The following is an 8424-nucleotide window of genomic DNA, read 5'->3' as shown; positions in this document are numbered from 1 at the left end:
TGTGGTAAACAAAGGTTTAGCTGAGGAAAGAGTTGTTCAGTTTGGGCTAGAGAATCCTAAAGAGGTACAGATCGTTTCTGGTTTGGAAGAAAAGGATCGTTTGGTTGTAAAAGGCTTTGAGACCTTAAGAAACAGATCGAAGATTAAAATTGTGAAATAGGCTTGTTATTTTGAAATCAGAACCTTCTCAATTCAAAATAGCATAACAAACTATTATAAAGGCATACAAAATGAAGAAAATAACTCAATTTTCGGTCAACTATCCAGTGACGGTATCCATGATTGTTATGGCAATATTGCTCTTGGGATACGTCTCGCTTGGCAAGTTAAACGTTGATCTGTTTCCAGAGATGAATGCACCACGCATATTTGTGGAAATAAAGGCAGGTGAACGTCCACCCGAAGAGATCGAAAAACAATTCATTGAGGGTATCGAAGCACAGTCTATTCGCCAGAAAGGTGTAAGTCAGGTTTCATCCGTTTGTATGGTCGGATCGGCAAGACTTACAGTAGAGTACACATGGGGAAGTGATATGGACGAAGCTTTCCTGGATTTACAAAAAACACTTTCTTCATATAGCCAGAATAGCGATATTGATGAATTCACGATCACTCAGCACGATCCCAATGCATCTCCAATTCTCATAGTTGGCATGCTGCATCCTGAAATACAGGATATGAATGAATTGCGTAAAGTGGGTGAAAATTATATTCGCAACGAGCTGATTCGTTTGGAAGGAATTGCAGAGGTTGAATTAACAGGTGCGCAAGAGAAGGAAGTTCGCATAGAAACCAATCAATACCTACTCGATGCTCACAATATAACGATCGATCAGATTGTACAAAAAATACAAAGTCTCAACCAAAATCTTTCGGGTGGAAGCATTGTGGAAATGGGAACCAAGTATATAATAAAAGGGGCTGGTTTAATCCGAAACATCAATGAAATTGAAAACGTAATTGTAGGAACCAAAACAGATTCACCTCCATCAAATACGGAAAAACAAGCTCTGATAAAAGGAAAAGTACCCATCCTTCTAAAGGATGTCGCAAAAGTTAGTTTTGTCGCTAAAAAAGCTCAGAATATTGTTCGAATTAATGGTGTCCGATGTATCGGTTTATCCATTTATAAGGAAACTGGATCAAATACGGTTCAGGCAGTAGAAGATTTTGAAAAGACGATGGTATCCATCAAGAAAGCCTTACCGGGTTATCAGTTTATCACGGTTCAAAATCAGGGTCAGTTTATTCAAAAAGCGATAGACGAAGTCGAAGAAACTGCTTTACTTGGTGTACTGATTGCCATTTTGGTTCTCTTCGTTTTCTTACGTAGAGTAAAAGTAACGGCCATCGTAAGTTTTGCAATCCCCGTTTCTATCATTGCCACTTTCAACCTCATGTATTTCAACGGACTCAGTCTAAACATCATGACTTTGGGAGGCTTGGCTCTTGGAGCAGGAATGTTGGTTGATAATGCTATTGTCGTTATTGAAAATATATTCCGAAAAATGGAATTAGGCCTATCTGTTAAGGACGCTGCCATTGAAGGAACATCGGAAGTTGGTGGAGCCATTGTGGCTTCAACACTAACAACCATAGTCGTTTTTCTTCCGATTGTGTATATGCATGGAGCATCGGGAGCCTTGTTTAAAGATCAAGCATGGACGGTCGCATTTTCGCTTATCGCCTCTCTTTTTGTAGCAATCCTAATGATTCCGATGCTATTCCATTTTGCTTACAAAGGAAAAGGGAAAAACATCAAATTCAAATCAGTTAAAATTGGCTGGTATGGCGTCCTGCTAAGAAAATTACTCAATAAACGAGTTATGGTTATTGGTGGAGCGACTATCCTGTTAGTCATTACAGGCCTCATCCTACCTTATGTTGGCAATGAATATCTACCTAAAGGTGGTATTGGCGAGTTCAGTCTCAATATCGAATTAAAAGAAGGCACACAGCTTGAAAGAACCAGCCAAACCGTTATCGCTATAGAATCTATGCTTAATCAGTCTATGGGAGATCAGTTCGAGACAATCTACAGCCAAATAGGTCCGGGTAGCAGCTCATCAACAGACAAAACGGTATTTCAGAATGAGAATACAGCCAACATTAAAATCCGACTTAAAAGTGAATATCTAGCTCAATCAGAAAGTATCCTTAATCATGTCGCCACATTAATTGCCGGAATTCCTAATGCTGAAATTACCATTGTTCGTGACGAAACAGCTCTGCAATCGACCATTGGAACCGAGAATGCGCCAATTGAAGTTGAGGTAAAAGGAAAAGATATGGAAATCCTAGAACGACTTTCAAATGAGGTTAAGGATCGTTTAAGTCAGGTACCCGATTTAACGAATATCAAAACCAATATCGAAGAAGGAGCGCCTGAAGTGGATGTTGTGATAGATCGTTATAAAGCTGGAATTTTCAATTTAAGTACCCAGGCCATTACCAATCAGCTTCAGGATATCCTAATGGGTAAAAACGCTGGTAAATTCGAAAAAGGTGGCGAGATGAGTGATATTAATATTCAACTACCAGAGCATAGCCTATCTGAATTAAATACCATTCGTATCAAAAGTGGTGATGCTGAGATTCCTCTTTACGAGCTGGCTCATATCGAAAAATCCTCATCGCCTAAGCAAATGCTAAGACGAAATCAAACTCGTATAGGAAAGATTAGTGCCGATATTCAAGGAGCCGAAGCTTTCGATCAGGTTATTGATAAAATAAATAACAAACTCGAAGGAATAGAGTTGCCACAAGGCTATCAGGTGAGCCTTATTGGTGAAGAACAAAAACGACAAGAAGCTCTCTCAAATTTGAGTTTTGCTCTGATGCTTTCTATTATTTTGGTCTATATGGTTATGGCATCGCAGTTCGAATCATTAATCCATCCTTTCACCATTTTATTAACCATTCCATTGGCTGGAGTAGGTGCTGTTTGGGCCTTCTTCCTTTTGGGTATTCCCATGAATATTATGGCCTATATTGGTATTATTATGCTTGGAGGAATAGCCGTCAACGACTCTATCATTCTGGTTGATGCCATTAATCAGTTTAAGCAACAAGGAGAGTCCTTAATCAATTCAATAGTCATGGCGGGTGAGAATAGGATTCGACCTATAATCATGACAAGTATCACAACTATTTTGGCCTTACTACCACTTACCATTGGCTTTGGTGAGAGTGCAGCCTTACGAGCTCCAATGGCCATAGCCGTTATTGCTGGTTTGATTACCTCAACATTACTGACTCTGGTGGTTATTCCATGTGTTTACTATGTGTTCGATAGAATGCAAAGCTATTTTTCAAAATCAGTAAACGCAGAATAGAACCAATAGAAGCTAATCAAAGCCTGATACTAAAATCTGAACAGAAATGAATTTCATTATAAAACGAAAGGTTTTAATCGCAATGCTCTTCACCGGCCTTAGCATGTTGGGGTTCTTCTCCTACAAGCAACTTCCGGTTGAATTAATACCCAATGCACAGCTACCGATGCTCTTTATACAGGTTCGTGCACAACAGGAAGTCGATCCTCGCTATATGGAAAGTCAAGCCATAATACCGCTTGAAGGTGTCGTGGGAAGTCTTGAAGGTGTTGAGAAAATCGCATCAACTGCCGGGCAGCAAAGTGGTAACATTCAAATCTCTTTCGAACAAGGAACCAATACAAAATACGCTTATCTGAAACTAGCAGAAAAGGTTGAGCAGGCAAAAAAAGATCTTCCCAAAGAATTCTTGGTTCAGGTTATGAAGTTCGATTTAGAACAGCTCACCAATACGTTCATGAATCTTCAGGTTCGTGGCAGTGGAGGTGTCGATCGGGTTCGACAAGTTACACAGAATGAGATACTGGATCAGATTAAAAATATAGATGGTATAGCGAATGTTGCCATTTTTGGAGGACGTGAAAAATCGATTGAAATCTTACTACGCGATGATGTCTGCAAAAGTTACGGCATTAGTCCATCTCAGGTTCGCCAGGCTCTTAGCCAAAATGACAATAAAAGAAGCTTTGCAGGTAAAGTTATCGAGAAAAATAGGATGCACTTTGTGAATGTGGTTTCAGAATTTACTGATATTACAGATATTCACGAATTGGTTGTGAAGGAACAAGGCAAAATCAAACTTAAAGATATTGCGGATATTCGTTTTGGTGTAAAAGAACAAAGCTCGTATAGTCGCGTCAATGGTAAAGAAGCCGTTACACTGCAAGTGACTAAAGAAGCACAAGCAAATATTATTGACTTATCTGAAACGGTTATTGAAAAGATTGAGGAACTTAATCAAGAATTAGAAAACAAAGATGTTAGCATTGTTGTACAATCCAACAGTGCTGAAATAATGAAAACCAACATCGATTTAATTATAGAATTGGCACTGGTAGGTGGCTTACTGGCCATCTTTGTTCTATGGATTTTCTTGAAAAACATTCGCTTGGTTGTCGCCATTGCATTGGCTATCCCCATCTCTATTTATACGGCATTTAACTTTTTCTATGCCTATAATATCAGCATTAACACTTTAACCCTTTTAGGGATGGCTCTTGCCATTGGTATGCTGCTCGATAATAGTATCGTCGTCCTCGAAAATATATATCGACTAGCAGCCAAAAAAATTGATGCCGATACGGCCGTTATTCAAGGAACTAAAGAAGTTTGGCGATCTATATTTGCAGCCACACTGACGACCATAACTGTGTTTCTACCCTTTTTGTTTTCGTCAGACTTCATGATTGGACTGATGGGAAAACATATTGGCGTTTCCATTATTTCAACGCTTTTGGTTTCATTGGTAGTCGCTCTGCTTTTGATTCCAATGATTACGCATACTTTTCTAAAACGTAAGGGTAACAGCCGTCCTGTCAGATTCGAAAACATCTCGCTTCATAACCGATTGGTTCAAGTCTATCTGGTTCTATTAAAATCTTGCATGCGATTCCCTGGAAGAACTATTTTGGGAGCACTTGGACTATTTTTTATCACCCTCTTGATCAGTGTGGGACTGAGCTTTATGTCTAAAAATGAAGCCGAAATAAAGGATATAAAACTCTATGTAACACTTCCGGGAGGAACCACTCTCAACAATACGGACCTTGTGATTAGAGAAGTGGAGACAAATCTCGAATCACTTGAAGAGAAAAAGGATATAACAAGTCAGGTTTACGAAGAAGAAGCCGTTTTAAGCATCTCTTTAGTCAATGACTATCGTGATAAACTAAACCGATCGGTTCCAGCCATCAAGAAAAACATATTAGAACGCCTTGATAATATCCCCAGGGCTTCGTTCAGTTGGGAACCACCTGCAAAAGGGCGCAAATTTGGTGGTGGCGGTGGTGATTTTGGCGGTGATAATCCTTTAATGGGAATGCTGGGTCTGGGAACACAAAAAGAGAAGCTCGTTATCAAGGGACAAGATTTCGATAAGATGTTAGATCTGTCTGAAGATATTCGATATTATCTGGAGCAACTCTCATCTATGGAAAGAGTTTCGGTAAAAATACCCAGTAAGCGACCCGAAATGCTTCTTGAGATGGATAAACAAATTATGGCGATCTACGATATTCCTGTCAACTCAGTTTTATCAGAGCTAAACTCATTTCAGAAGGAATTTTCAAGCGGAGTTACATTCAAACATGGAACTGATGAATACGATATCATCATAAAAACACTGGGAGAATCAAGTCAGGAAACACGAGATGCAAAAGATCTGAGAAGACTTACAGTTAAAGGAAACCAAGGAGCTGAGTTTGAATTGCAGAACATCAGTCAACTCAATTTCACCGATGGTTTATCGAGCATTAAACGAACCAATCAGGAGAAGCAATTGGAGGTTGAATATCAGTTTATTGCTGAAGTTAATGACGAAAAGGATCTCCAAACAGCTGCCCGAGTTGAGGTTGATGAGCTTGTAGAACGTATGAATCTGCCTTCAGGCATTGCTCTTGAAATCATTCACGAAGAAAATCCTCTGGGCGAATTTGGTTTTCTCTTTCTGATGGCCTTTATTCTCATCTTTATGATTCTGGCATCGGTATTTGAATCCTTCACTATGCCTATTGTCATGATGTTTTCAATACCAATGGCCGCTATTGGCTCATTGATCGCTCTTATTCTGACAGGCACTTCGCTTATGAACCCAAATGTTTTTACAGGCTTGATCATCCTTTTGGGAATTGTGGTCAACAACGGAATTATCATGATCGATTATTCCAATGTACTGCAAAAACGAGGCTATAGAGAATCTCGTGCGCTTATTATGGCTGGTTTGGCACGTATCCGACCTATTCTGATTACAGCAATCACAACCATAATTGCACTGATGCCACTGGCACTTGGACGAGCCGAGTACGTGACTGAAATTGGTGTACCATTTGCCATCACCGTCATTGGTGGTTTAAGCTTAAGCACCATCCTAACTTTGGTGTTTATACCTACGGTCTATGCCGGATTGCAAACCAGTCTCACATGGCTCCGGAGTCAGAAACTTTGGGTTAAGAGTATTCAATTTGCCATCTGGATTTTAGGAACTTATTTAATTTATACCGAAGTCGATAGTAAGATATGGCAAATCATCACTTTTCTTATTTTACTTCTATCTGTGCCTGCCTGTATTTATTTCATCTCGGCGAGTTTGCGAAAGGCCAACGAAGAGCTTATTGCTCCCGACGAGCCCTTGCATATTGAGATTAGAAATCTGGTGAAAATTTACGATTGGGACAATAGATTTACACGCGAATGGAAATCAGGACTTAAAATCAGAGAACGCCTTGGCTTAAAACAAGCTTACGAATCGATTCATGATTTTGTCGTCTTAATCTGGCAAATCCCTCTGATCGCTTTTATGGTATTCTTCATCTTTTACCATATCCAAATTCAACTCTGGGTGCTTATTTTGTCTATCCTTTTCCAAATCATGTTGTTGGGATTCATAAGGCCAATCATGGCTTATCGTGATCATCTAAAGAAAGAGGCTAAAAGTAAATGGATTCAATGGCTCATTTTTGTGAGTCAGAAAACTATTTTTTGGTTTTTCCCGCTATTTGTGCTCTACTATGCTTTTCAGAAATACGATCTCATTGGTCTGCTTATTCCTGTCGGTGTCATCTGGTATCTCGCTTTGGTTATTAAGCTTTCTTCTGATAAAATTTACCGTGATAAAATCGATATCAATAGAATAAAAGGGAGTTTTAGTGGCCTTCGAAAAAACTTCTATCGCTTTGTCCTTATCATTCCAATTATAGGGAAAAAGAAAGTGCCATTTAAGGCTGTTAAAGGCATATCCTTAAATATAGAAAACGGTATGTTTGGTTTGCTGGGCCCCAATGGAGCAGGTAAATCGACACTCATGCGAATCATTTGTGGCATACTGGAACAAAGTTATGGGCAAATCACCATCAATGGGATTGATGTTCGCGAGAAACGTGAAGAACTGCAAGGATTGATCGGCTACCTCCCTCAGGAATTCGGGATGTACGAAAATATGACGGCCTGGGATTTCCTCAACTATATGGGAATCATCAAGAAATTGAAAAACAATAAGGAAAGACATGAGCGCATTGAATATGTTTTAAGTGCCGTTCATATGCTAGATCAAAAAGATGATAAAATTGGTTCATTCTCTGGTGGGATGAAACAAAGAATCGGTATCGCTCAAATTCTGCTACATTTACCACGAATTTTAGTGGTTGATGAACCTACTGCAGGTCTCGACCCTCGTGAAAGAATTCGATTCAGAAATCTCCTGGTCGAATTAAGTCAGGATAGAATCGTAATCTTCTCAACCCATATTATCGAAGATGTGGCTAGCTCGTGCAACCGGGTTGGCGTTGTGAAAAAAGGAGAACTTAAGTATCTGGGAGAGCCCGTTCATATGGCTGGTATTGCCAACGAAAAAGTATGGATACTGACGGTTTCGACGGAAGAATTTGAACAGTTAAAAGCTGAGCATGTCATTATTCATCATATGAGAGATAAGGATCAAATTCGTGTTCGTTGTCTGTCTGATGAAAATCCGGGATACGGAGCAGTAAATACCAAAGCCAATTTGGAGGATGCCTATTTGTGTTTATTGAATGAAAAAGAAATGGCGATGACTTAAAGGTCTAAAAAGTCAAAAGGTCTAACAGTCAAAGGGTAAAGTGTAAAGGAAATAAAGGATGTTAAGGCTGAGTGAAACGAAGTCCGCCTCAGGCGGATTAAAGAAAAAAAAAGATAATGGTTAAAGGTAGATGGTTTAACACATCTCAAATCTCATATTTATGAAAGGAATAGAACAAGTAAAACTCATACGCGATTTTATACGCTACAATGTCAAGATTATATTTGCCAATAAGTTCATCTATTTTCTCATTGCAGCCTTTGCCTTTTTCCTTATGGTCACTGGCATTATGCTATTTTCCGATTCAAGTCCCGAAGA

The 8424-nt window shown here is 39.3% G+C and carries 2 protein-coding genes; both read left to right on the top strand.

What is annotated here, in order from left to right; genetic code table 11:
• Positions 1–230: 230 nt before the first annotated feature.
• The gene (locus ABY905_RS10865; protein WP_372643596.1) at positions 231–3335 is read left to right on the top strand and encodes an efflux RND transporter permease subunit; all 3105 of its coding nucleotides are present in this window, start codon (positions 231–233) and stop codon (positions 3333–3335) included.
• A gap of 46 nt (positions 3336–3381) precedes the next feature.
• Positions 3382–8106: an efflux RND transporter permease subunit gene (locus ABY905_RS10860; RefSeq protein WP_372643594.1), complete on the top strand. Its 4725-nt coding sequence runs from the start codon at positions 3382–3384 to the stop codon at positions 8104–8106.
• Positions 8107–8424 lie beyond the last annotated feature (318 nt).

The organism is Ancylomarina sp. (assembly GCF_041555295.1).
Taxonomy (GTDB): Bacteria; Bacteroidota; Bacteroidia; order Bacteroidales; family Marinifilaceae; genus Ancylomarina.
The sequence above is the reverse complement of the archived record's forward strand: the minus strand, read 5'-3'. Positions and strand labels throughout refer to the sequence as shown.